The sequence below is a fragment of the Pseudomonas asuensis genome (assembly GCF_014646755.1).
Lineage (GTDB): Bacteria > Pseudomonadota > Gammaproteobacteria > Pseudomonadales > Pseudomonadaceae > Chryseomonas > Chryseomonas asuensis.
Window position 1 is genome coordinate 479,588 of record NZ_BMNW01000001.1, and the last position, 24,933, is coordinate 504,520.

The 24,933-nt window shown below is 51.0% G+C and carries 26 protein-coding genes; 11 read left to right on the forward strand and 15 right to left on the reverse strand.

The features are described from left to right. Complete coding sequence (locus tag IEX86_RS02245) at positions 1–1,341, forward strand: sigma-54-dependent transcriptional regulator (RefSeq protein WP_188864432.1); 1,341 nt, start codon at positions 1–3, stop codon at positions 1,339–1,341. A gap of 1 nt (position 1,342) precedes the next feature. On the opposite strand, the gene thiO is transcribed toward IEX86_RS02245, so the two are convergent. Further along, positions 1,343–2,452: a glycine oxidase ThiO gene (thiO, locus tag IEX86_RS02250; protein ID WP_188864433.1), complete on the reverse strand. Its 1,110-nt coding sequence runs from the start codon at positions 2,450–2,452 to the stop codon at positions 1,343–1,345. A gap of 104 nt (positions 2,453–2,556) precedes the next feature. Between thiO and IEX86_RS25555 the strand changes: the two genes are divergently transcribed. The 7 genes from IEX86_RS25555 (at position 2,557) to IEX86_RS02285 (ending at position 10,010) form a co-directional block, all read left to right on the forward strand. Then, positions 2,557–3,075: a GspH/FimT family pseudopilin gene (locus IEX86_RS25555; RefSeq protein ID WP_188864434.1), complete on the forward strand. Its 519-nt coding sequence runs from the start codon at positions 2,557–2,559 to the stop codon at positions 3,073–3,075. Between the two features lie 115 nt (positions 3,076–3,190). After that, positions 3,191–3,670: a GspH/FimT family pseudopilin gene (locus IEX86_RS02260; RefSeq protein WP_188864435.1), complete on the forward strand. Its 480-nt coding sequence runs from the start codon at positions 3,191–3,193 to the stop codon at positions 3,668–3,670. Then, the gene (pilV, locus tag IEX86_RS02265) at positions 3,667–4,134 is read left to right on the forward strand and encodes a type IV pilus modification protein PilV (protein WP_188864436.1); all 468 of its coding nucleotides are present in this window, start codon (positions 3,667–3,669) and stop codon (positions 4,132–4,134) included. The genes IEX86_RS02260 and pilV overlap by 4 nt, the downstream gene beginning before the upstream one ends. After that, complete coding sequence (locus tag IEX86_RS02270) at positions 4,131–5,135, forward strand: PilW family protein (protein WP_188864437.1); 1,005 nt, start codon at positions 4,131–4,133, stop codon at positions 5,133–5,135. The genes pilV and IEX86_RS02270 overlap by 4 nt, the downstream gene beginning before the upstream one ends. Then, a complete protein-coding gene (locus IEX86_RS02275) occupies positions 5,132–5,605 on the forward strand; it encodes a pilus assembly PilX family protein (protein ID WP_188864438.1) in 474 nt (157 codons plus the stop codon). The genes IEX86_RS02270 and IEX86_RS02275 overlap by 4 nt, the downstream gene beginning before the upstream one ends. Positions 5,606–5,607: 2 nt before the next feature. Then, complete coding sequence (locus tag IEX86_RS02280; RefSeq protein WP_188864439.1) at positions 5,608–9,543, forward strand: pilus assembly protein; 3,936 nt, start codon at positions 5,608–5,610, stop codon at positions 9,541–9,543. An 8-nt stretch (positions 9,544–9,551) separates the two neighbouring features. Beyond that, positions 9,552–10,010, forward strand: coding sequence for a type IV pilin protein (locus IEX86_RS02285; protein ID WP_308423874.1), 459 nt, complete (start codon positions 9,552–9,554; stop codon positions 10,008–10,010). Positions 10,011–10,069: 59 nt separating this feature from the next. On the opposite strand, the gene ispH is transcribed toward IEX86_RS02285, so the two are convergent. The 6 genes from ispH to murJ all read right to left on the reverse strand — a co-directional run bounded on the left by ispH (position 10,070) and on the right by murJ (position 17,413). Then, the gene (gene ispH / locus IEX86_RS02290) at positions 10,070–11,014 is read right to left on the reverse strand and encodes a 4-hydroxy-3-methylbut-2-enyl diphosphate reductase (protein ID WP_188864440.1); all 945 of its coding nucleotides are present in this window, start codon (positions 11,012–11,014) and stop codon (positions 10,070–10,072) included. Positions 11,015–11,053: 39 nt separating this feature from the next. Beyond that, the gene (locus tag IEX86_RS02295) at positions 11,054–11,500 is read right to left on the reverse strand and encodes an FKBP-type peptidyl-prolyl cis-trans isomerase (protein ID WP_188864441.1); all 447 of its coding nucleotides are present in this window, start codon (positions 11,498–11,500) and stop codon (positions 11,054–11,056) included. Next, positions 11,493–11,996: a signal peptidase II gene (lspA, locus tag IEX86_RS02300; protein ID WP_188864442.1), complete on the reverse strand. Its 504-nt coding sequence runs from the start codon at positions 11,994–11,996 to the stop codon at positions 11,493–11,495. Before lspA ends, IEX86_RS02295 begins: the two co-directional genes overlap by 8 nt. Then, on the reverse strand, positions 11,989–14,820 hold the full coding sequence (gene ileS / locus IEX86_RS02305) for an isoleucine--tRNA ligase (RefSeq protein ID WP_188864443.1): 2,832 nt from the start codon (positions 14,818–14,820) through the stop codon (positions 11,989–11,991). Before ileS ends, lspA begins: the two co-directional genes overlap by 8 nt. A 10-nt stretch (positions 14,821–14,830) precedes the next feature. Then, a complete protein-coding gene (ribF, locus tag IEX86_RS02310; RefSeq protein ID WP_188864444.1) occupies positions 14,831–15,775 on the reverse strand; it encodes a bifunctional riboflavin kinase/FAD synthetase in 945 nt (314 codons plus the stop codon). Between the two features lie 99 nt (positions 15,776–15,874). Then, positions 15,875–17,413, reverse strand: a complete 1,539-nt coding sequence (gene murJ, locus IEX86_RS02315; RefSeq protein WP_188864445.1) for a murein biosynthesis integral membrane protein MurJ — start codon at positions 17,411–17,413, stop codon at positions 15,875–15,877. A gap of 238 nt (positions 17,414–17,651) precedes the next feature. Between murJ and rpsT the strand changes: the two genes are divergently transcribed. After that, positions 17,652–17,930, forward strand: coding sequence for a 30S ribosomal protein S20 (gene rpsT, locus IEX86_RS02320; protein WP_145141737.1), 279 nt, complete (start codon positions 17,652–17,654; stop codon positions 17,928–17,930). A 99-nt stretch (positions 17,931–18,029) separates the two neighbouring features. On the opposite strand, the gene proB is transcribed toward rpsT, so the two are convergent. The 4 genes from proB to rplU all read right to left on the reverse strand — a co-directional run bounded on the left by proB (position 18,030) and on the right by rplU (position 21,085). Further along, positions 18,030–19,148 carry a glutamate 5-kinase gene (gene proB / locus IEX86_RS02325; RefSeq protein WP_188864446.1) on the reverse strand — a complete coding sequence of 373 codons (1,119 nt, stop codon included), beginning with the start codon at positions 19,146–19,148 and terminating at the stop codon, positions 18,030–18,032. Positions 19,149–19,158: 10 nt separating this feature from the next. Further along, positions 19,159–20,385, reverse strand: a complete 1,227-nt coding sequence (gene cgtA / locus IEX86_RS02330) for an Obg family GTPase CgtA (RefSeq protein ID WP_188864447.1) — start codon at positions 20,383–20,385, stop codon at positions 19,159–19,161. A 107-nt stretch (positions 20,386–20,492) separates the two neighbouring features. Next, positions 20,493–20,750, reverse strand: coding sequence for a 50S ribosomal protein L27 (gene rpmA / locus IEX86_RS02335; RefSeq protein WP_188864448.1), 258 nt, complete (start codon positions 20,748–20,750; stop codon positions 20,493–20,495). A gap of 23 nt (positions 20,751–20,773) precedes the next feature. Beyond that, positions 20,774–21,085 (reverse strand): 50S ribosomal protein L21, encoded by a 312-nt coding sequence (rplU, locus tag IEX86_RS02340; RefSeq protein WP_188864449.1) that lies wholly within the window; start codon positions 21,083–21,085, stop codon positions 20,774–20,776. A 311-nt stretch (positions 21,086–21,396) separates the two neighbouring features. Here rplU and IEX86_RS02345 point away from each other — a divergent pair, with 311 nt between their 5' ends. Continuing rightward, positions 21,397–22,368, forward strand: coding sequence for a polyprenyl synthetase family protein (locus IEX86_RS02345; RefSeq protein WP_188864450.1), 972 nt, complete (start codon positions 21,397–21,399; stop codon positions 22,366–22,368). A gap of 163 nt (positions 22,369–22,531) precedes the next feature. After that, on the forward strand, positions 22,532–22,786 hold the full coding sequence (locus IEX86_RS02350) for a PA4570 family protein (protein ID WP_188864451.1): 255 nt from the start codon (positions 22,532–22,534) through the stop codon (positions 22,784–22,786). A 30-nt stretch (positions 22,787–22,816) separates the two neighbouring features. On the opposite strand, the gene bamJ is transcribed toward IEX86_RS02350, so the two are convergent. From bamJ to IEX86_RS02370, 4 genes are all read right to left on the reverse strand, one after another. Beyond that, complete coding sequence (bamJ, locus tag IEX86_RS02355) at positions 22,817–23,434, reverse strand: BamJ family beta-barrel-assembly machinery protein (protein ID WP_188864452.1); 618 nt, start codon at positions 23,432–23,434, stop codon at positions 22,817–22,819. A gap of 112 nt (positions 23,435–23,546) precedes the next feature. After that, entirely contained in the window at positions 23,547–23,864 is a 318-nt protein-coding gene (locus IEX86_RS02360) for a DUF6482 family protein (RefSeq protein ID WP_188864453.1), read from the reverse strand. Between the two features lie 59 nt (positions 23,865–23,923). Continuing rightward, the gene (locus tag IEX86_RS02365) at positions 23,924–24,418 is read right to left on the reverse strand and encodes a TIGR00645 family protein (RefSeq protein ID WP_188864454.1); all 495 of its coding nucleotides are present in this window, start codon (positions 24,416–24,418) and stop codon (positions 23,924–23,926) included. A 118-nt stretch (positions 24,419–24,536) separates the two neighbouring features. Further along, a complete protein-coding gene (locus IEX86_RS02370) occupies positions 24,537–24,878 on the reverse strand; it encodes a PA4575 family protein (protein ID WP_188864455.1) in 342 nt (113 codons plus the stop codon). Between the last annotated feature and the right edge of the window lie 55 nt (positions 24,879–24,933).

Genomic DNA, 24,933 nt, shown 5'->3' on the forward strand with positions numbered 1-24,933 from the left:
ATGAATCGACAGAAAGTCCTGATCGTTGATGACGAACCCGATATCCGAGAGCTTTTAGAGATCACATTGGGTCGCATGAAGCTCGACACCTTTAGCGCAAAGAATGTGAAAGATGCAAAGGATCTACTGGCCCGAGAATCTTTCGACCTTTGTTTGACCGACATGCGCCTGCCAGACGGCTCCGGCATGGAACTGGTCCAGCATATCCAACAGAGACATCCAAACGTTCCAGTCGCCATGATTACGGCATTCGGAAGTCTGGATACCGCTATCCAGGCACTTAAAGCCGGTGCGTTCGACTACCTCACCAAGCCTGTCGACCTTCCTCGGCTTCGCGAGCTTGTCAGCACCGCCTTACGCCTAAGCACATCAGCTCCCGCTCCTATCAAGGTGGCTGATCACAGGCTCTTAGGTGACTCGCCCCCTATGCGGACACTAAGAGCTCAAATTGGCAAGCTCGCTCGCAGCCAGGCCCCGGTCTATATCAGCGGTGAGTCGGGCAGCGGTAAGGAGCTGGTTGCCCGACTGATTCACGAGCAAGGCCCTCGTGCAGACAGTCCTTTCATTCCCGTCAACTGTGGCGCCATTCCTTCCGAACTGATGGAAAGTGAATTTTTTGGCCATAAAAAAGGTAGCTTTACAGGCGCCATTGAGGATAAGCAGGGCTTATTTCAGGCCGCACAAGGCGGTACATTATTTCTGGACGAAGTCGCCGATTTACCGCTAGCCATGCAGGTAAAACTTCTTCGAGCCATTCAGGAAAAGGCCGTGCGGCCGGTAGGGGGGCAGCAGGAAATAGCCCTGGATGTACGAATACTGAGTGCTACACATAAAGATTTGGCCGCTGAAGTGGCCTCTGATCGCTTCCGGCAGGACTTGTTCTATCGTCTCAACGTTATCGAGCTTCGCGTTCCCCCCTTACGGGAGCGGCGCGAAGATATCGCGGAACTGTGCGCGACCATCCTGAAGCGCCTCGCAAAGGAGTCACAACACGATCTTGCTCAGTTAACCGATGATGCTCTAGCCAAACTCAAGAGCTACCGCTTCCCAGGCAATGTTCGTGAACTGGAAAACATGCTTGAGCGAGCCTATACGCTTTGCGAGGACAACCTGATCAAACCCAGCGATCTTCGCCTTGCAGATACGCCCCAGTCATCCAGCACTGGCGAAACCAGCCTGGCCAATATCAGCAATCTTGAAGATTACCTGGAAGAAATCGAGCGAAAGCTGATTATGCAGGCGCTTGAAGAGACTCGCTGGAACCGCACAGCGGCCGCTGAACGGCTCGGCCTCTCCTTCCGTTCGATGCGCTATCGCCTAAAGAAGCTGGGTATCGATTGATCTATAGGTAACCGATTTCCAGGCGTGAATCCGGCAAGTACGGCGCCGGATTAATAATAGGCACCTCCCCTGTCATTAAATCAGCAAGCAATCGACAGGAGGCAGGTGCTAACACCAAGCCGTTGCGATAATGCCCGCAGTTAAGCCATAAACCGGGTTTGGCCGATACGGGTCCAATATAAGGAATACCTTCGGGTGATCCTGGTCTGAGCCCTGCCCATTGAGCCACCACTTGACTATTTTCCAGCGCGGGCAATAGCTCAACAGCTGAACTCAAAAGGCTTTCATGGGCAGCCTTTGTAGGTTTTTTATCAAATCCCACATGCTCCAATGTGCTGCCAACAAGAATATGACCATCTCGCCGAGGGATGGCATAACGCCCTTTCGCCAGCACCATGCTGGAAAGAAAGTCGTCGGCACACTTGAAAAGCATCATCTGCCCTTTTACCGGCTCAACAGGCAAATGGATTCCGACGCTGGCTAACAGCGAGCCGCTCCATGCCCCAGCTGAGACCACAACGCGCTCAGCCTGGATAGCAATGCCATCAACGTAAACGCCGGTGATGGCGTCTCCTTCCTGAAGAAACGCCTGTACCTCACTTCCAGTTTTTAAGGTTACGTTAGGCATAGCAGCCAAAGCTGCCTGAAGGGACTTAACCAAACGCGGATTTCTTACGTTGGCTACATCCGGCATGTAGATAGCTTTTTTGAACTCTGCCCCCAATACCGGAATATGTGAGTAGACCTCACCTATAGGCACTGAGGCCAGAGGGCGCTGCCTGCTTTCAGCCCAAGAAAGAGCTTCCGCTTCATCCTCAAGGTCCAGCCAATACAACCCTGTTACATGGACTTCAGGATCAAGGCCGGTTTTCTCTAAAAGCTGGCTACCAAGCATGGGATAGAAGTCTTGCGACCAGTGTGCCAAGGCAGTAACAGCAGGACTATAACGCCACGGATAAAGCGGGGAAACGATACCGCCACCCGCCCAAGAGGCTTCCTGACCAAGCTCAGCTTTATCCAGAAGCAAAACCCTTTGTCCTGCCAATGCAAGCTGCAGAGTCGAAAGCAGACCAATAACGCCTCCGCCGATTATCGCCACGTCAAAAACCACGTCACACCTCAATAACTACTTAATTGACAACAAAATCGCACGAAGGCAAAAAGCCACTACGCCAGGATGGCTAATTTTTAGATAACGATGCATGGATGCTGTTAATGAAACTATACCAACAAGGCTTTAGCCTTATCGAACTACTCACAACTATCGTTGTTCTTAGCATCACCATTGGCATCGCCATACCTTCCTTTAGCGCGCTTACAGACCGAATAACACAGTACGAAGCGACTAACCGATTAGCTCAGACGCTTTACCGCGCCCGCTTTCAGGCTATAACGCAAAATCGAAGCACAACGGTCTGTCACGAAAGCCAGGGCAGTTGCAGTGGCTCTTTCATATGGCAAGGAGCGATGCTAGTTTTTCAGACTGCAAACCAAGGCGAGCAGACTGATGAGATACTCAGTATTGTATCAAGCGAAAACATACCAACTGGCTACAGTTGGCACTGGTCCGGTTTTCGCGCACGCCCCTTCCTGACCTTCAAGCCTAACGGCGCTACTGATTATCAGAATGGCACCTTTACTCTCTGTCGAAATAACGAGGCCTTAAAACAGGTAGTGATTAATAAAGCAGGGAGAGTACGGATACAGCCTGCTCCAACCAGTAGCCGGTGCTAGTGAAAATGGATTGGCGACCACACAGATAAAACAATTGACCAGACGTCACCTGTGTTTTTGAGCAACCTGATCTGCAAAGGCATCATGCCGATTATTTCTCTGCAAGGAATCAAGGATGCGTTCCGCACGCGGCTTTACGCTAATCGAGCTTATGGTGACTGTAGCAGTCCTTGCGATTGTTCTTACTATTGCAGTGCCATCATTCAACAACTTAATTCAAAGCTCTCGCGCGAGAGCCTTGGTTAGCGAGCTCAATGGCGCGCTTCAGATAGCTCGATCGGAGGCGTTAAAGCGGCGTAAAAATGTGATTGTCTGTCCTCGTAATGACACAGGTACTGATTGTGATAGTGGAGCAGACTGGTCCAGCGGCTGGTTGGTTCGTCAGGTAAGCGGCGACATAATTCGCATTTGGGAGAAGCAAACTAATGACAATATTAAAGGCCCTGGAGAGGGTATTATGTTTTTGCCTAACGGTGCTAGTACTGCTGAAAGCACTATAAGTGTAACGCCAGACAACTGTGACGCCGAAAGTACCTCTTCTCTTAAAGTCTCAAAGATGGGCTCAATAATCATATGCCCAAAGTCTAAAACATGATTACAGAAAAAAAACATCAAAGGGGCGCTACACTGATAGAAGTGCTAGTTACAGTCTTCATTCTTGCAGTAGGCCTTTTAGGCCTTGCTGGTTTGCAGTCAACCAGCATTAAAACTAATCAAGGCGCTTACTATCGGTCACAAGCAACACTTTTAGCTGCAGATATAGCAGATCGCATGCGAGCCAATCGTACAGCCGCCTTAGCGGGGAATTACAACATAGCATCTTTCCCTTCCTCCTCTATAGCTAACAGCACAGCCAGTACGGTCCGCGCTGAAAAGGACAAAGCCGAGTGGTTAAACTCTCTCGCAAACTTGCTACCTAATGGCACTGGAAAAATAGAATATAACAACAAGATATTTACAATTTCCATAAAGTGGAATGATAGCCGTGCGCAGATTAGAAGCTCTTCTAATGAAAATACAGATCAAGAATTAATATTTACGTATCGGACCCAGCTATGAAAATTTTGCATCCATCAAGACAACGCGGCTTGTCGCTAGTAGAGTTAATGGTTGCCATAGTGTTGGGCTTACTGCTTATTGGTGGCGTGCTACAAATATTCTTATCCAGCAACAAGACTTACAAGACCAATCTAGCGCTCTCCGAAGTTCAAGAGGCCGGTAGGTTTGCGATGGAGTTCTTAACATTTGATATACGTAATGCGTCGTATAGAGGTGAGTGTGTTGGGAGCTTAAACGAGTTACCTGATACATCTCTTAAGAAGAAAATTAAGCTCAATGAAGACGATAGGTATCAGCTAGCGCCAGGGCTTAAAGGATGGGATAGCACAAAAAAAGATAACGAATTACCTGATTGGTTTACCCAAAAAAGGCTACCTGGCACAGACATTATATTACTTAAACATGCAGCTAGACCAACAGAGATCAAAATAACACATCCTCCTACACCCGAAATAAAAACAATTAAAACATCTGCAGCAACAAACATTCTCACTGGGGAACTTCTATTAATATCCGAGCCAGTTGGATGTGACATATTTCAAAACAACAGTGCACCTGCGACAGCATCCTTAAGCACATCGGAGTCATTTCGCTATAATTACAGTCTAAAATCTGAAGTACTTAAATATAATAGCTCCTTATATTACATCAGCAATAGCAATAATGGTATTCCGTCACTCTGGCGAATAGATTACAGCAACCCTGATGCATCATCATTTGAACCTGAAGAATTAGTACAGGGCGTGCAGGACATGCAGATAAAATATGCCCTAGGTGATGACACTGGAAAAATTACTGAAGATTATGTAGATGCAAAAGATGATTTAGACTGGTCCAGAGTAGTTGCTGTAAGGGTTAATTTAGTTTCTATTAGTCATGAAAAAAATATTGTACCCCCCGGCCAAGAACCACAACTTAACAGCGCTTTTAAGGCCATTGAAGATGGCCGTATAGGCCAGGTTTTCTCTACTACTGTAGGAATACGGAATCGCCTACCATGAGAACAGAAAGTTTTCCTAATAGAGAAAAGGGTGCTGTTCTTCTTGTCGCTCTTATCGTGCTCCTGCTGATGACCATTATTGGCATAAGCAGTATGCGCGGCACATCGTTACAAGAACGAATGGCAGGCAACATGCGCGATCAAAATCTGGCATTTCAAGGCGCCGAAACGGCCATGCGCCAGGCTGAAGCGTTCGTTCTGAGTAAAGAAGTCAACTTTTGGCAGAACACCTCTACAGAAAGAAGCTGGCAAAGCGTCGAGAATCTTGTCGGCGTAAGCAAGCCACGATTCCGAATCACACCCATCCCTGGTGTCACTATTATAAAGCCTGGCGATAGCCTTGAAGCAGGCAAGGCAATTGAGGTTGCTCTAGTAAGAGTAGAAGCAGAAGGCTACGGCGCTGCGGTCGATACTAACGAATCTACTGCAAGCTCAAACGTATTACTCCAATCAACTTTTATCAGGCGCTAAAGATGCTAACGCATAAGGAAATTATCGCCATAATGACTCCCTTAAAAAATAGTTACTCAATCTTTAAAAGCCTTGCCTTAGTAACTTTTGCTTCCTTTACAGCACCAAGCGTTCATGCAGAGGTTTCCCAGACACCGTTGTTATTAGGCAGTGGAAACGTACCTGGAAGCTTGGCATTGGTACCTTCCGTGGAATGGCCTACTGTTTTGTCCGTTGCAAACCTAGGCAATTATAATTCAGCCAATGAGTACTCTGGTTACTTCGATTCTGATAAGTGCTATCTATATAACAAGACTAGCAATGATGGCTGGTTCTATCCAAATGGCTTAGCCACTAATCATAAATGTAATGGCAAGTGGAGCGGAAACTTCTTAAATTGGGCCGCAACGCCGACTATTGATCCTTTCCGCAGCGCGCTAACGGGAGGCTTAAGAGCTGTTGACCAAGAAAACCTTACTATTTTGCAAAAGGCGCGTCACAGTGGCCAAAATAGTACAGGCGATAGAATCACCTCAAGTCAAGGAATGATTCCATCCGCCGAGTTCTCGGGCGCCACCCCAGTCTCCTCTGGCTGGAATAACATGCATATCCGTCTAAGGGGCCTAAATACCGATATGGTATTTTCAAATTGGTCGGACAAGCTCGGAGATGACCCAACATCAAGGAGTGAATGGATCGATTATGACCCAAACAATAGTGCACAGTTTAACAATAGCAGGCTCATACCTTCGTATCGCGTCAATGAGAACGGAGGATCACAAGTTAAAAGTGTTTATCGCTTAAGAGTTCAGGTAAAAGTATGCGATCCAAGCTCTGCGGCAGGCGGTCTGGAAAGTAACTGTAAGCGTTATTCATCAACTAATTACAAACCAGAAGGCCTGCTTCAGCAATATGCGGATACGCTACGCTACAGCGTATTTGGCTACCTTAACGACTCCAGCGAAGGACGCGATGGAGGCGTTTTACGGGCAAACCAAAAGAGCATAGGCCCGAAAGATACTGACGGATCAACGAACCCATATGCAGAATGGAATGCTACCACTGGTATTTTGGTAAAAAACCCTAACCCTGCCGATGCAGCTAGTACAGGCAACGGTGTTGCTGATAGTGGCGTAATAAATTATTTAAATAAATTCGCTTCCATGCCTTATCAAACAAACCCTGTTGCCTATAAGACCATCAAGAGTTTGGATCCTGTTAGCGAACTCTATTACGCAGCTATAAGATATTTTAAAAACCAGGGTAATGTTCCTGCATATAGCAACCTTACCGGCAGCACTCAAGCTGATCGCTATGCTCAAGCGGATGGCTTTCCCGTTATTACTAACTGGCAAGATCCAATTAATTACTCTTGCCAGAAAAATGTCATCCTAGGCATTGGTGACACAAACACTCATAGAGATAAAAATCTCCCTGGCCCCACCAGCTCAGTAGATGAAGTTAGTCCTAAGCCGCCAGAAGTTGTAGCAGATACAACAGTTAACGTAGTTACTGCCACAGCAAAAGTTGGGAGCCTTGAAGGCGTTAATCTTAGAGAGACATCAAGTAGCTATACAGGCAGATCCAACTCGGCTTACATAGCAGGTTTAGCATATGACTCTCATACTGTTGACCTTAGGCCCAACATGAGTGGCAAGCAAACTCTTTCTACATATTGGGTAGACGTAAGAGAAAACCAGAGTTTGGCAGGGCGTGCATCGAACCAATACTGGCTTGCCGCTAAATATGGCGGTTTTAAAGTACCTTCTAACTTTTCTCCTTATTCAAATGAGACCACCAGCGCCACCATTACAGATGATCTTTGGTGGACAAATGGTGAAAAACTGTCCACTGGAGATAAGCGGCCTGACAACTTTTTCGTAGCAAGCGATGCAGCCAACATGACGGCTAGCTTAAAAACAGCTTTCTCTCAGATTGTTCAAGAAGTCAGAAGCACATCTACATCTCTTGCTACCAACTCAACTCAGCTTAATACAGAAAGCGCTGTTTTTCAGACTCTCTATAATAGCTCCAACTGGAGCGGAGACCTTCTCGCAAAAACTGTCAGCGGTTCTGGCTCAGTTGCGGCAACGCCAACCTGGAGCGCTGCATCCAAATTAGATGCGTTAACTAATCTCAGTACACGAAAAATATTCCTATCAAACAGATTTACCAGCAGAGAGCAAGGGATCTACTCTACTTCCATCGGAGGTATAGACTTTTTCTGGAATAATAATCTGGACAATGACGCCAAAACCGCTCTTCAGACACCTAGAGCGAATGGCGTTACGGTAGAAGGTGATACCGGCCAGAATCGCTTAAACTACTTACGTGGCGAGCGAAACCTAGAAAAAACCAAAACGACTCCTTCTAACCCATTCCGCTCAAGGGGCAGCCGATTGGGCGATATTATCAACTCAGATCCCCAATATGTTTCTAATCAAGATTATGGCTACAACTTGCTGACTGCTTCAGTCTGGGGCGGTGCAGGCAGCAGCTATTTGAACTTTCGTCGTAGCACTGACTATGTCAATCGTAAGCCCATGGTGGTGGTAGGTACAAATGATGGAATGCTGCACGGATTTGACGCGACCGTCTCGTCAACTGGAGGTAGTGAGCTTTTTGCCTATATACCTCGAAGCATAACAGGTGACTTATATAAGCTTACCGACCCAAATTACTCCCACCAGTATTATGTAGATGGCTCGCCGACGAGCTCTGACGCATGGATAAACGGTAGCTGGAAAACTATTGTTGTAGGCACAACCGGCGCTGGAGGCAAAAGCGTTTTCGCTTTAGACGCTACCAATCCGGACACTATGTCTGCCAGGAGTGTAATGTGGGAATTCACCGCACCTGACATGTCTTATCCAGTCCAGAAGCCCTCAGTAGTTGCATTAGCAAACGGAAAATTCGGCGTTATCGTTAGTAGTGGATTTACAAACTCATCCGTTACTAAAGGTCATGTTTGGATTCTTGATGCAGCCGATGGAAATGTACTAAAAAAATTCACGGTTAACACTACTGGAGGAATGGCACAACCCTTAGCAATCGATATTAATAATGACCGAGTAGCGGATCGTATTTACGTAGGCGATACCCAAGGCAACCTTTGGCGATTCGATATAACAGGAGATGATGTAAGCAAGTGGGATGGCTTTAAGAATAATAGCCAAAACATCGCTCCCATTTTCTCAGCACGAGACAGCTCAGGTAGAGTCCAACCTATTACAGGACCTCTTACAGCCGCTCTTAATACTGACGGCAAACCCATTATTCTATTTGGCACAGGTAGTTTCTACCAAACCGTCGATACTGATCTCTTGCAGAATCAGCGCATTGAGTCTTATTACGGAATTATTGATCGTGGGAACCCAGTAAACCGAGCGGACTTAACAGAGCGTAAAATTTCTCAAGAGGTCAGTGTAAATGGCTTGAAAGGCCGTGTTTTAAGTAAGCCCTCCAAGGATGATATGAAAAACACATCCGGCTGGGTACTTGATCTATTATGGAAGGCTTCTGAAGGAGGCTCGGATACCCTTACAGGTGAGCGAGTCGTCTCGGCAGGTGTTTTAAGAAATGGCACCATCACATTCAGCACATTAACACCCTCTGATGACCCCTGTTCAGGCGGGGCCACTAGCTGGGTAATGTCTCTAGACGTGTTTACTGGTGCTCGGTTGGCGTACAATTATTTTGATTTCAACGGCGATGGGCTTATCAATGATAAGGACTATTTCACCGACTCTAATGGAAATAAGATTCCTTTTTCTGGAATCTCCAATCCTGATTTAGGTGCTATAGATACACCTAGCTATTTCAATGGCAATGCTACTAATGAAGGTAGTACTGATCTCATCTGTTTTGCGGGGTCCGCGAACGCAGATCAGCCTGTCTGCAGTCCTGCGCCTCCAGGATCAAGAACATCTGACAGAGTTTCATGGCGAGAAATCAGGTGATAAAGGATATGAGCAAGATGCGATTCGACAAAGCTGTCCCTCGCCGCACTATTCAATATGGTTTTACTTTAATTGAGGTAATGGTAGTAGTTGCCATCATTGGGATACTTGCGGCAATAGCTTATCCGTCTTATACCGAGCATATTCGCAAAGCAAACAGAACAACTGCACAAGCTTCCTTAATGGAGCTTGTGCAGTTTATGGAACGACACTATACCTCTACTGGGACCTACACTAATTCAAATGGAACAGCGCCGAGCCTGCCATTTACAGCGTCTCCTAGCGATGGAAATGCTGTTTATACTCTTGGACTAAGCGCGGTATCCAAGAGTGGCTTTACACTACAAGCAGTACCAATCGCTGGAAAAGCTATGGCTAATGACCGCTGTGGAACGCTAACAATTACGAACACAGGGGTTAGAGGGCAGGCTGCCACAGCCTCATCAACTGAGTGCTGGCGGCGATAAAAGCAGAAGACTGGAAACTGAAACCGCCCTTCATGAGTCAAGGGCGGCACACAACCTTATTATATTGCCTTTACCCTCAACTCCTTCGGCAGCGAGAACGTAATGTTCTCCGGCTGGCCTTCAAGCTCCAGCCCCTCGCTTGCTCCCCAGGCTTTTAGCTGATCAATAACACCTTTCACCAGTACCTCGGGAGCCGAGGCGCCTGCGGTGATACCGATCCGCCCTACCCCATTGAACCATTCCCGGTTAAGGTCTTCAGCGCCATCAATAAGGTAGGCAGGCGTGCCCATGCGCTCAGACAGCTCGCGTAAGCGATTAGAGTTGGAGCTGTTGGGGCTACCAACCACCAAGACAATATCCGACTCGCTGGCCAGCGTCTTGACCGCGTCCTGGCGGTTCTGAGTGGCATAGCAAATGTCGTCTTTACGTGGACCGCCAATGTTTGGAAACTTACCGCGCAAAGCATCAATGACTTTGCTGGTGTCATCCATGGACAAGGTGGTCTGAGTAACAAAGGCTAGCGAGTCAGGATTACGAACCTGAAGCGCTGCAACGTCTTCCTCGTCTTCTACAAGGTAGATCGATCCGCCATTACGTGTATCGTACTGCCCCATGGTGCCTTCTACTTCTGGATGGCCTTCATGGCCAATCAGAATGCATTCCCGGCCGTCGCGGCTATATTTAGCCACTTCCATATGCACCTTGGTCACAAGCGGGCAAGTAGCGTCGAAGACTTTAAGCCCTCGATTTTCAGCTTCCTTACGAACAGCCTGAGAGACACCATGTGCGCTAAAGATCACGATAACGTCATCGGGCACCTGATCCAGCTCTTCTACAAAAACGGCGCCTCGGTTACGCAGGTTTTCCACTACGAACTTGTTATGTACAACTTCGTGCCGCACATAAATGGGCGGGCCGAATACATCAAGCGCGCGGTTGACGATATCAATGGCGCGATCTACCCCCGCACAAAATCCGCGGGGGTTGGCAAGTTTGATTTGCATGTTGAATTCCTTTTGCTCAGAGCATGTGTCTGAACAGCCTCAGTGGGCAACAACCGGCTCGATGGCAATGATTTCAACTTCAAACGTTAATGTGCGTCCAGCGAGCGGGTGATTGAAGTCGATAATCACAACGTGGTCATCGAAGGATTTGACGATGCCGGGCATTTCACCTCCCGCAGCATCGGTAAAAATAATCAGCAGTCCTTCGGACAGATCCATGCTCTCGAACTCGCCCCGAGACATCTGCTGCAGGTTTTGAGGGTTTGGCTGACCAAACCCTTGCTCCGGCAGAATCGTCAGGCTGCTACGAGCCCCCTCAGGCAGGCCAAACAACGCCTGCTCGAAGCCAGGCAGAAGATTACCGTCCCCTACCCTAAACGTTGCGGGCGCCTTGTCGAAGGTCGTATCGACAATGTCGCCGTTCTCAAGCTTGATCGCAAAATTGAGCGTTACACGCGTATCCGGACCAACTGTTATCTCAGACATGGGCTTCTCCCGTCTTTTTGGTACGGAACATATCCAGGGCAAGCATGACGGCGCCTACAGTGATGGCGCTGTCTGCCAGATTGAAAGCGGGAAACAGATGCTCTTTCCAGTGCACAAGGACAAAGTCGATGACGTGCCCTAAAACGATACGGTCGTACAGATTACCAATCGCTCCGCCCAGGATCAGTGCCAGAGCAATAGCAATCCAGGTATCGTCGCGCCCCAGCCGCTTGAGCCAGACCACCAAGGTAATGCTGACTGCAGTGGCAATCGCAGCAAAAAGCCAACGCTGCCAACCAGAGTGATCCGCCAGGAAACTGAACGCTGCGCCGGTATTGTAGGCGAGCGTCCAGCTGAACAGGTCTGGGATTACTTCAATTCGCTCATACAAGCTGAGCTGGCCTTCAAAATAAGCCTTGCTGAGCTGATCCAGCACAACGACCAGTACGCTCAACCATAACCAGGCCAGACGGCCAAAGCGGCCTGACTCAGGCATAGCGGCGCACCTCGCCATTGCCGAATACGTTACTTACACAACGACCGCAGATTTCAGGATGGTTAGGATCGATCCCTACATCATCACGGTGGTGCCAGCAGCGAGAGCATTTAGTACTGGCTGACTTACGAACCAGAAGCTTAAGACCTGCCACTTCACTGTCTACGGCCTCAGCAGGCGCTTCGCCAAGTGCTGCCACCTCCACACGCGAAGTGATGAGAATAAAGCGCAGGTCTTCACCGAGCTTTTTAAGGACGGTGCTCAGCTCGCCATCCACGAACAAGGTGATCTCAGCCTGCAGGTTGCCACCAATGGTCTTGGCGGTACGCTGATTTTCCAGTTCTTTGTTAACAGCAGCCTTGACTGCCATTACCTGCTCCCAGAACGCACGATCAAGTTCGCTATCAGCCGGCAGCTCTGTCAGCTGGTCATACCAAGTGTTCAGCATGACAGACTCGTTGCGCTTGCCTGGCAAATACTGCCAGATCTCCTCAGCAGTAAAGGCCAGGATAGGAGCAATCCAACGAACCAGTGCTTCAGCGATATGGAACATGGCTGTCTGGCAGGAGCGGCGAGCGCGACTATTTGCGCCAGTGGTGTATTGGCGATCCTTGATGATGTCGAGATAGAAACCGCCCAGCTCATGCACACAGAAGTTATGGACTTTCTGGTACACGTTCCAGAAACGATACTCGCTATAGGCCTCTTCAAGCTCACGCTGCAGCAATAAGGCGCGATCCATAGCCCAACGGTCAATAGCAATCATCTCGTCCGCTGCCAGCAGATGCTGTTCGGGATCAAAGCCGTTCAGGTTGGAGAGCAGGAAGCGTGCGGTATTACGGATACGGCGATACGAGTCAGCTGCACGCTGCAAAATTTGCTGCGAAACCGCCATTTCACCCGAGTAGTCAGTTGCCGAGACCCATAGACGCAGGATGTCCGCACCCAGCGTGTCGGTAACCTTTTGCGGGGCGATAACATTGCCTAGAGACTTGGACATCTTGCGGCCGCTCTCGTCTACGGTAAAACCGTGAGTGAGCAATGCCTTATAGGGCGGATGATCGTCGATGGCACAACCGGTCAGTAGCGAAGAATGGAACCAACCGCGATGCTGGTCAGAGCCTTCCAGATACAAATCAGCAGCCGGCCCCTGAGCATGGCTTAGCTGATGCGAACCGCGCAGTACGTGCCAGTGCGTAGTACCCGAATCGAACCAGACGTCCAGTGTATCGGCAATCTTTTCATACTGGGCGGCCTCCTTGCCCAGTAGCTCAGCAGCATCCAGCTTGAACCAGGCTTCGATACCTGCCTGCTCTACACGCTGAGCGACCTCTTCCATCAACTCTACTGTACGAGGATGTAGCTCGCCGGTTTCCTTGTGCAGGAAGAACGGGATTGGAACACCCCAGGTTCGCTGCCGAGAAATACACCAGTCAGGCCGCCCAGCGATCATGCCGTGCAAGCGCGCCTGCCCCCATGCAGGCACAAACTGAGTCTGTTCGATCCCTGCCAGAGCACGCTCACGAAGAGTACCGCCCTCAACGGGTTGCTTGTCCATGCCGACGAACCACTGAGCCGTAGCACGATAGATCAGCGGTGTCTTATGGCGCCAACAATGCATATAGCTGTGGGTAATGTTTTCATCAGCCATCAGGCAGCCAACTTCACGCAGCTTCTCGACAATAGCTGGGTTGGCCTTCCAGATGAACTGGCCACCAAAGAATGGCAGCGACTCAACATAAACACCGTTACTTTGCACAGGGCTCAGGATGTCATCATTACTCATGCCATAACGCTTGCACGAGCGGAAGTCGTCCTCACCATAAGCAGGCGCACTGTGCACGATACCCGTACCGGCACCCAGCTCAACGTAATCAGCCAAGTAGATGGGCGAGCGGCGGTCGTAAAACGGGTGGTTGAAAGCGATCAGCTCCAGCGCCTCACCCTTGGCAGTCGCGATCACTTGTCCTTCCAGCGAATAACGCTTCAGGCAGCTTTCGACTAACTCCTCAGCCAGCAGAAGCAATTTGTCTCCCACATCCACCAACGCGTAATCAAACTCGGGGTGGACGTTCAGCGCCTGGTTGGCCGGAATGGTCCAGGGCGTGGTCGTCCAGATGACGACATAAGCCTTTTTAGGCAACGCTTGCAAACCGAAGGCTGCAGCAAGCTTGTCGTCCTCAGCGCTGGGGAACGCGACGTCAATGGTCATGGATTGCTTGTCAGCATACTCCACCTCCGCCTCGGCCAAGGCGGAACCACAATCGAAGCACCAGTTGACCGGCTTCAGCCCCTTGAAGACGAAGCCCTTGCGAACCATTTCAGCCAGCGCGCGGATTTCACCCGCTTCGTTGGCATAGTCCATGGTTTTGTAAGGATTATCCCACTCACCCAAGACGCCCAGGCGGATAAAGTCGGCTTTCTGCCCTTCTACCTGCTCAGCGGCATAGGCACGGCATAGCTCCCGGGTCTTGTCTGCTGGTAGGTTTTTACCGTGGGTAATTTCAACCTTGTGCTCGATAGGCAGGCCATGGCAATCCCAGCCAGGCACGTAAGGAGCGTCATAGCCTGACAATGTTTTGGAACGAACAATGATGTCCTTGATGATCTTGTTGACGGCATGACCAATGTGAATGTTGCCATTTGCATAGGGCGGGCCATCATGAAGAATGAAGGTAGGACGCCCTTTGCCAATCTCACGCAGTTTTTGGTAAAGACCAATATCATTCCAGTACTTGAGGGTTTCAGGCTCGCGTTGTGGCAAGCCGGCTTTCATAGGGAAATCGGTAGCTGGAAGGTTAAGCGTGGCTTTGTAATCGGTCATTTCGGGCTCTTCAGATCTCATCAAGCGGTTGGCCCAGCCAATAAGCTCGGGCGGCGGCGACATCGGCATCAATCGCCGCCTTCAATGCCTCCAGAGAGGCGAAACGCTGCTCGTCTCGCAGCTTGCGGTGAAAAACAACAGTCAGATGCTGACCATACAGATCGCCAGCATATTCGAGAAGATGTACTTCAAGATGGGGGCGGCCATCACCTTTTACAGTGGGGCGAAGACCAATATTTGCAACGCCTCCCAGGGTCTGGCCGTGGATATCCACTTTAACCAGATAAACGCCTTTCATGGGCGGCAGGTGTCGCTTGAGCTGAACATTAGCAGTAGGCCAGCCCAGTTGGCGAGCAAGCTTCTGTCCATGAAGCACGCGCCCCGATAAGGCATAGGGGCACCCCAGCATTCGGTTTGCCAAGGCCAGATCGCCAGAGGCCAACGCTTCGCGGATACGCGTACTGCTGATCCTCATACCATCCAGCTCAACCGTTTTGGCTGCTTCAACCGTAAAACCGTTGATCCGCCCTGCATCAACCAGGAAATCAAAGTCGCCCGCCCGATCGCAGCCAAAGCGGAAGTCATCTCCTACTTCGAGATGCTTGATACCCAAGCCCTGGATAAGAACCTGATCGATAAAGGCCTGGGCTGAGAGTTCGCGTAATCGCCGGTTAAAGGCTAAACATACGACCCGGTCCACACCGGCCTTGGCGAGCAGCTCCAGCTTTTCGCGAAGCCGCGTCAACCGTACAGGCGCCTGTTCAGGCGTAAAGTACTCCCGCGGCTGCGGCTCGAATATAACCACACAGCTGGGCACCTTGAGCTCAATAGCCCGTTCATGCAGACGAGCCAGGATCGCCTGATGTCCCAGGTGTACTCCGTCGAAATTGCCTATGGTGGCAACACAGCCCTGCGGCAGGGGACTGAGATTATGAAGGCCTCGAACCAGCTGCATAGCACGCGTTCTATTTGCAAATTCTACGATTATACGCACGCTTGCCCGTTGACAACAGGCAGTCTCTGACAAGCTTGCCCATGAAGATCAGACCATTGGTCATGCCAGCGCTTTTTTTGTGAAATCCTTGATCCGAAATCCGAACGCGGCTAGCACGCCAAAATAAGCGATTACCCCTGCAATAACGACCAGCCCCAGCCGCGTGAAGCGTGCCAGCATATTGCCTTGCTCCCAAGCAGGCATGACATATAGCAGCCCTACAAGCACGGCGGACATGACCAACACTGCAATCACCAATTTGACCAAGAATAGCGGCCAGCCAGGCTGCGGCTCAAAAAGTTTGTGCTTTCTTAACTGCCAATAGAGAAGGCCTGCGTTGATGCAAGCAGCCAGTCCAATCGCCAGAGCCAGGCCGACGTGCTGAAGTGGACCAATAAAGACCAGATTCATGAGCTGGGTTATTACTAACGTAAAGATAGCGATCCGAACAGGCGTCTTGATGTTCTGCCGTGCGTAAAAGCCTGGCGCCAAAACCTTAACCAGAATGATGCCGACCAGACCAACCGAGTAGGCAATCAAGGCATGCTGGGTCATCTGTGCATCATGCGCAGTGAAGCGGCCGTACTGGAACAGCGAAATCGTCAGCGGTTCAGACAGAATGGCTAATGCCAGCGAGCACGGCAACACGAGGAGAAAGCAAAGCCGCAACCCCCAGTCCAGGAGACGCGAGTACTCGTGCCGATCATCCTTGGCATAAGTCTTGGCCAGGGCAGGCAGAAGAATCGTCCCTAGCGCAACACCTAGAACACCGGAAGGCAGCTCCATCAAGCGATCGGCGTAATACATCCACGAGACAGAGCCTGCCGCCAGGAAAGAGGCGAATATCGTGTTGATGATTAGAGAAATCTGACTAACCGAAACACCTATGATGGCCGGAATCATCTGCCTTAGAACCCGCCAGACACCACTGTCCCGCAAATTGATACGAGGCATTACCAGCATGCCGATCTTCTTTAGGTGAGGTAGCTGATAGATCAGCTGCAAGAAGCCACCCGCCAGCACTGCCCATCCAAGCACCATGACCGGTGGATCGAAATACGGCGTCAGGAACACAGCAAAGAAGATCATGCTGACGTTTAGTAGCGTAGGCACAAATGCCGGCACGGAAAAACGATTCCATGTATTGAGCACTGCACCTGCAAGGGAGGACAACGAAATTAGCAGGATATAGGGGAAGGTTACCCGAAGAAGCGAAGTGGTCAGCGCAAATTTTTCAGGTGTATCGCTAAAGCCTGGTGCAGTGACCCAGATAACCCAAGGGGCAGCCAGCATACCCAATACCGTCACGACCGCTAGAACAAGCGTTAACAGGCCGGATACATAGGCTATGAAGGTTTTGGTCGCCTCCTCCCCCCGCTGGCTCTTATATTCCGCCAAAATTGGAACAAATGCCTGGGAAAACGCCCCTTCAGCAAAAATGCGCCGTAATAAATTTGGCAGCTTGAACGCCACAAAGAACGCATCGGTGGCGATCCCAGCGCCAAAGATACGTGCTACGATCGTATCACGAATAAAGCCCAACACCCGGGAAACAAGCGTCATTGAGCTAACCGCAGCTAGCGACTTAAGAAGGTTCATGCGTTTGAATTCTTTACATGCTGATGAGTAGGGCTGAGTTTCAGTCAGTCCTTGAAGACTATGCCCACCGGGCAAGCCCGCGAGTGTAGGACGATAAGACAGATAAAGCACGTGGAGATGTTCTTGTGACTAACCACTTGTCCAGCTGTCCTGATGACCTTGACAACTCACAAACACATGGGCATGATTCGCGGCCTTATTTGCGTAGTACCCCCCCAGTTTTTCGAGGAGCTCGACGGTGGCAAACACACCTTCCGCCAAAAAACGCGCCAAACAGGCTGAGAAGCGTCGCAGCCACAATGCCAGCCTGCGTTCTATGGTCCGTACTTATATCAAGAACGTAGTCAAAGCGATCGACGCTAAAGATCTGGAAAAAGCACAAGCCGCCTACACCGCTGCCGTGCCAGTGATTGATCGCATGGCTGACAAGGGCATCATTCATAAGAATAAGGCAGCTCGTCACAAAGGCCGCCTGAATGCCCACATCAAGGCTATGAGCCAAGCTGCTGCCGCTTAAGGCTTAGCTTGCAATAAAAAACCGGCGAAAGCCGGTTTTTTATTGCCTGCGTTTCTGAAGAGCAAAAAGCGGCGCCAATCGACGCCGCTCCTCAACAGATTACACAAGCACCAGGTTATCTCGATGAACAAGCTCGGGCTCATAAACATAACCCAACGCCTGACCAATAGACTCTGATGACTGGCCTATGATCTTCTGCGCCTCAGCAGCGCTATAGTTCACCAACCCACGCGCAACTTCACTTCCGTCAGGCCCAACACAAGCTACCATCTCACCACGCCGGAAGCTGCCTTCTATCGTCTTGACACCAACAGGCAGAAGGCTCTTATGATCCTCGGTAAGCGCTTTCACAGCGCCATGATCCAGCACCAGCGTGCCACGCATCTGCAGATGCCCCGCCAGCCATTGCTTGCGAGCCGCGACCAAACCACGCTCAGGCGAGAGCAACGTGCCCAGCCGCTCTCCCCCACGCAATCGGCTTAATACGCGCTCAATACGCCCACCGACGATTACAGTGCAAGCGCCAGAGCGTGCCGCCAAACGCGCCGCCCGTAGCTTCGTCTGCATACCGCCACGCCCTAACGCCCCAGCAGAGCCACCAGCCACCGTATCCAATACAGGATCGTCTGCACGAGCCTCGCTGATCAGGGCTGCGTCAGGGTTATGCCGAGGGTCCGCATCAAACATGCCGTCACGATCCGTCAGGATAACCAACAGATCCGCCTCAACCAGGTTAGCCACCAGAGCCGCCAGCGTATCGTTGTCACCAAAACGAATTTCATCCGTAACGACCGTGTCGTTTTCATTGATGACAGGCACCACTCCCAACTCAACCAGTGTTCGAAGGGTGCTTCGAGCATTCAGATAACGCTTTCGGTCGGACAAATCATCATGCGTGAGCAAGACCTGCGCTGTTTGCAAATCATGATCAGCAAAACTGGACTCCCACGCCCGGACCAGTCCCATCTGACCAACAGCCGCAGCAGCCTGCAACTCGTGGATGGCGCTGGGCCGAGAAGCCCAGCCCAATCGACTCATGCCTGCTGCCACTGCGCCAGAAGACACAAGGACAAGCTCAACACCCGCACGATGCAGAGCAACCATCTGCTCAACCCATCCCGACATGGAACGACTATCCAGGCACCGTCCGTCGTCGGTTAGCAAGGCACTGCCAATCTTTACCACCCAACGCTCGGAGCCCGTCACCCGATCGCGCATCGAAAGCTCTTTATCTGACATAGATGATCTCTGGTCCTTCGCCATCGTCTTCGTCATCATCATCGAAGTCATCGTCGAGATCTGCATCATCGACGCTCTTTATGCCGGCACGACGCAGCGCACGCGCATCGTCTAATGCCTGCAGACGAGCCCGCGCTTCGTCTTCAATCTGCTGATCCAACTCCTGCACCGCCTCGGCAAACGCCGGGTCCTCAGCAATACGCTCGGCACGCTCATCCAGATAACGCATGATGGCCTGACACAACGCCTCAGTACCATTGCGCTCGAGAGCCGAGATCACAAAGACAGGCCCCTGCCAATCCAGGCGCTCGACGACAGCCTTGACCCGAGCATCACGCTCTTCCTCATCCAAGATCTGGTCAGCCTTGTTCAGAACCAACCAGCGGTCACGCTCCATCAATGCAGGGCTGAACTTGCCCAATTCATTGAGAATAACCTCGGCAGCATCTGCCGGATCACTTTCGTCCAACGGAGCCATATCGACCAGATGCAGTAAGAGACGCGTACGCGCCAAGTGCTTGAGGAAGCGAATCCCCAGACCTGCACCCTCGGAAGCCCCTTCGATCAGGCCAGGAATGTCGGCCACGACAAAGCTCTTGAGACGACCCACACTCACCACACCCAGGTTAGGGACTAATGTGGTGAAAGGGTAATCCGCAACCTTGGGTTTGGCCGCCGACACAGCTCGAATAAAGGTGCTCTTGCCTGCATTGGGCAGCCCCAGCAAACCTACGTCTGCCAATACTTTCAATTCAAGCTTGAGATCACGCGCCTCACCTGGCTTACCCTTGGTAGTCTGCCGTGGAGCACGATTGGTACTGGACTTGAAGCGTGTGTTACCCAACCCATGCCAGCCACCCTGAGCGACACGCAAACGCTGTCCTGGCTGAGTCAGGTCACCAATTACTTCTTGAGTACCCGCATCGATTACGGTCGTACCCACAGGTACTTGAAGAACCAGGTCTTCACCCTTGGCACCAGTGCAATCAGTACTGCCGCCATTCTCACCACGCTGCGCCTGGAAACGGCGGGTATAGCGATAATCCACCAAGGTATTGAGGTTGACATTGGCCTCTAGCCACACAGAGCCGCCGTCACCACCGTCGCCACCGTTCGGCCCACCTTTCTCGATGAACTTTTCCCGGCGGAAACTCATCATGCCATTACCGCCATCGCCGGCTTGCACGTGAATGGAAACTTCGTCGACAAATTTCATTAAAACCTCCCGCCGGAGCGGGCCGACTGAAAATAACTGGAAAAGAATAGAATACAGAAACAAAAAAGCCCCGTCGTTAAGACAGGGCTTTTTCGGTGAATCAGCGCTTAGGCAGCAACGACGCTTACATAGCGACGACCGAAGACACCCTTCACTTCAAACTTGATCACGCCGTCGACTTTAGCGAACAGAGTGTGATCCTTGCCCAGACCAACGCCGTAACCGGGGTGGAACTGAGTACCGCGCTGACGCACGATGATGTTACCTGCTTTAACAACCTGGCCGCCGAACAGCTTCACGCCAAGGCGTTTAGATTCTGAATCGCGACCGTTGCGGGTGGAACCGCCAGCTTTTTTGTGTGCCATGAGTCAATTCTCCGAAAAGGCAATCAGGCCTGAATGCCGGTGATTTTGATTTCAGTGAACCACTGACGGTGGCCCTGACGCTTCATGTGATGCTTGCGACGACGGAATTTGATGATGCTTACCTTGTCGTGACGGCCTTGAGCAACTACTTCCGCAGTTACTTTAGCGCCATCAACTACCGGCAGACCGATCTTGACGTCATCGCCATTGCCAACCAGCAGAACGCGATCAAATGTCACGGTTTCGCCAGTTGCGATGTCGAGCTTCTCGACCTTCAGGAATTCACCTTCGATGACTTTGTGTTGCTTGCCACCGGTAACGATTACTGCGTACATGGAATTTCTCCGTTTAACCTGCTCACCCGGCGCTTTATAAAAAGAGTGATTGACCGGCATGGCTGCATGGGGTGGATAGACGCCCAGGCAATTGCGTAAGACAGGGGGTTAACCCTTGGGATTTCAGGGCCAACAATTCTACGCAAGAAGGGTTTATGTGGCAAGGGCTGCACTACTCTGCCTTGACAGTGCCACCCCTCCCCCCTAGCATGCCGCGCAACCCTATTGGAGCCCCGGCAGGTTATGCGCCCAGCGCTCCGCCCCGGCGAGCACCGTGCTGTAACAACGCACCGCACTTGGATACGCCCTACATGACGCAACCCCAGGCCTTTTATCGCGTGGTGGCTGATGATTTCGCCGCAGTCGATGGCATCATTCGCCGACAACTCACCTCCCGCGTGCCCCTGGTCGAAAAAATCGGAGATTACATCGTCTCGGCTGGCGGGAAACGCCTACGTCCCCTTTTGGTCCTGCTGACTGGAAATGCACTGGGCCATAGCGACTACCCGACTCGGCTACTTGCAGCTACCATCGAGTTTCTGCATACATCAACCTTGCTGCACGACGATGTTGTCGATGCTTCAGGCTTACGCCGAGGACGTTCTACGGCTAACGCCCTGTGGGGTAACGCGCCTAGCGTACTCGTTGGTGACTTCCTCTATGCGCGCTCCTTCGAGATGATGGTCGAACTAGGCTCGATGGAGGTTATGCGCATTATCTCTCAGGCAACGCGGGTTATTGCCGAAGGTGAGGTGCTGCAGCTTTCCAAGGTGCGTGATGCCAGTACGACTGAAGAAATTTACATGGAGGTTATTCGCGGCAAAACCGCCATGTTATTCGAAGCATCAACGCATAGCGCAGCGGCCTTGTGTGGAGCCTCTAGCGAACAGTCAGAGTCACTACGCCAGTTTGGCGACTATCTTGGCATTGCCTTCCAATTGGTCGATGATCTGCTTGACTACCGTGGCGATGCCACCACGCTTGGCAAGAACGTGGGTGATGACTTGGCAGAAGGCAAGCCTACCCTTCCCTTGATCGTCACCATGCGCGAAGGCACCGAAGAGCAGGCTGCCCTGGTCCGCAAGGCTATTCAGCAAGGCGGCAGCAAAGACCTGGAAGGTATTCGCAATGCAGTCGAGGCCGCAGGTGCTCTGGACTACACGGCTAACCTGGCACGCGACTATGCCGAGCAAGCGATTGCCTGCCTGGAAAGCCTGCCTGACAGCGTCCATCGCGATGCACTCATTGAGCTGAGCCAGTTTGCGGTAGCACGTACCCACTGATACGCGACTCATAAAAGAGCGCCATCTGCCGCTAGGCACGTGGCGTTTTTTTATGTTCCTTTTGTGCGAATGGTCGCCTTGGACAAAAAAACTTCAATCAAAGCTTGATTAACCAATAATAAGAATTATTCTCATCCATATATCCGTTATGGAGAGATTCGTTATGACTTATTTGATTGATGCCTGGCTGGATCGTCCACACCCTTATCTGCGCATACTCAACCGCGAGACAGGGCAAGTCTGCGTTGTGCTGGACGAAGAGGCATTAGACGAATTACGGGAGATGGGAGAGCTCGATGTGCAGAGCTTAAGCAGCAGCGAACCCGCTCGTCAGAAGGAACAGGTTCGCCAACTCTTTCTATTCTGCTATGCACGTGCCTTGCGGCCGGAAGATGGCAGCCAGCAGAGTTTTAGCTAAGCTGACCCTGCGGCCAGCCTGCTTGCAGACTTAAAGAATTTCGAGCAGCTCTACGTCAAAAACCAATACGCTGTGAGGCGGGATACTGCCAACGCCTTGAGCGCCATAAGCCAGCTCGCTCGGCACAGTAAGGCGCCACTTGCTGCCTACGCCCATTAGCTGCAGCGCTTCGGTCCAGCCTGCAATAACACCACCGACAGGAAACTCAGCAGGCTGACCGCGCTCATAAGAGCTATCAAATACGCTGCCATCAATCAGAGTGCCATGATAATGGGTACGCACATGACTCTGGCGACTTGGCTTGTCGCCCTGCCCTTCAACCAGTACTTCATACTGAAGTCCGGAGGGCAGAAGAACAACACCTTCGCGTTTGGCGTTTTCCAGTAGGTAAGCAGCACCCGTTTCTGCCGCAGCTGCAGCCTTTGCTTGCGCTTCGGCCTGCATACGCTCACGGATGTACTTGAAGCTTTCGTTCAAATCATCAACTGATAGACGACTTTCCTGTTCGGCATAGGCATCCGACAGGCCTGCCAAGACAGCCTCGAGAGACATACCTGGCACTGGATTCTGACGAAGCTGATCGCCCAACTGACGGCCAATGCCGTAGCTCACACGAGTCTCATGGGTGTCCAGATTGAGTTCGCTCATTACTCACCTCGATTGAAAAACAGCCAGCCTAACACAGACGGTAGTTAGGCTTGGCTTGTAAGCGGTAGGTAATACAGACGATGCCATCACCCAAAACACTATCAGCTAAGGCTCAGACGCTTGCCTCACCATTACCCTTGAAACTAAGTCGCGTCTTCAAAGGTGCCTCGCTACGTGGCGCAGCACCTACCATTTCGTCATACGGAGAATACTGAACGAGATAAAATGGCAGCTCTGGCAGGTCTCTAAGCACATGCTGTGCATGGCCTGGAGAGCGTAGATGCATGGTTTTACCATCACTCTCCTGAAGACGGCTTCGTACGTCTACACCCAGTATATCGAGTATGTAGAAACCTCCCTCTAACGAGAGAAGGTTGAGCTCCTGAATGCGACCTGCCTGGGCTAACGCCCTGAGTTCATCGAGTCTCATAGTGCCTCCAAGAGAGCATTTATCAGTCCGTCCAATAACTGCCTTGATACCGCGAATACTTAATGATCGTGCTTGGTCAGTTTATCCAGATATCCCATGGCAAATGCCGAAACTACGAAGGTCAGGTGAATAATCACGTACCACTTCAGATAGGTAGTGTCGATATTTCTTGCATCCATGAAGATTCGCAGTAAATGAATGGATGAAATAGCAACAATGGATGCAGCCACCTTGTTTTTTAGTGAGCTGGAGTCCATTTTCCCGAGCCAACTGAGCTTTTCCTTGTCATCCCCCAGCTCAAGTTGAGAAACAAAGTTCTCGTAACCTGACAGCATAACCATAACCAGCAAACCGCCCACTAAAGCCATGTCGATCAATGACAAAACCAACAGGATGAGGTCAGCTTCGGTCTGCTCGAGTATATGCGGGAGAAGGTGAAAGATTTCTTGAAAGAACTTAATGGCCAGCATAACCAAGGCTAGCGAGAGGCCAAAATAGATAGGCGCTAGTAACCAGCGGGCGGCATACATAGCATTTTCGAAAAAGCGTTCCATGTAACTCGCTCATGACAGATGATCACGCGAGTATACCGGCGAGTACCGCCCCTACAAACGCCCGGAACGGTACAATTCGTGGCAAATCATGAAGAGCGGCTCTTTCTAAGAAAAATACTTAGCGCTCCGGATGAGCTTGGTAATTCATCACAGGTTGTGCACGTTCTCCATTCATTCGGCGAAGTTCACCCTGGATATGCAAGCGCCAGATTTGGGGGTCGGATGATGGAACGTAACCCTGCTCTTTCAGATTGTCAGCAATCGCCGCCATTACTGCCTCAGCGACAACCGGACCATGAAAAGGCCCTTGCGCCTTGATAGCTGTAGGGTGTTGACCTGACAGGCCAGCAGCGCAGAGCAATGTCCACATACCCGGCCGATGAGCCAGTGGTTTAACTTCGCACTCAATGCGGGTAACAAGACCCAGGCAAGGACGGACTAGAGTGATGCTGCGGGGCATGGCATCTTCCTCGATCTATTTTTCTAATAAGCCTGTCGTGCCCGAGGAGTTATCG